The organism is Pseudomonas sp. SDO5215_S409, from assembly GCF_054071325.1.
In genome coordinates, this window is record NZ_JBSVWN010000192.1 from 1 (window position 1) to 309 (window position 309).

Annotated in this window: 1 pseudogene; it reads left to right on the forward strand. The window is 65.4% G+C overall.

Annotated features, from left to right (window positions below):
• Positions 1-309 (forward strand): annotated as a pseudogene (locus tag ACW9H9_RS28865) (hypothetical protein); the annotation flags it as partial.

The window sequence follows — 309 nt, forward strand, 5'->3', positions numbered from 1 at the left end:
TCTGGGAGCAGTTGGAAGCCCCGGTGCAGGTGGTATGGCGCGAGGCGCCGCTGGACGTGCAGGAGTTCATCCCGCAGGCGGGCGATGTATTGACGCAGTTGCGTGAACACTTCAGCCCCGCACACCACCGCATGGACATCCGCCGCGCACCGATGATGCACCTGGGCTTTGCCCACGATGCGCCAAACGGGCGTTGGATCGGCATGCTGTCGTTCCACCACCTGGTCAACGACGCGACCTCCATGGGGGTGCTGTCGCAAGAAATCGAGGCCCACATGACGGGCCGCGAGCAACTGCTGGGCGCGTCGG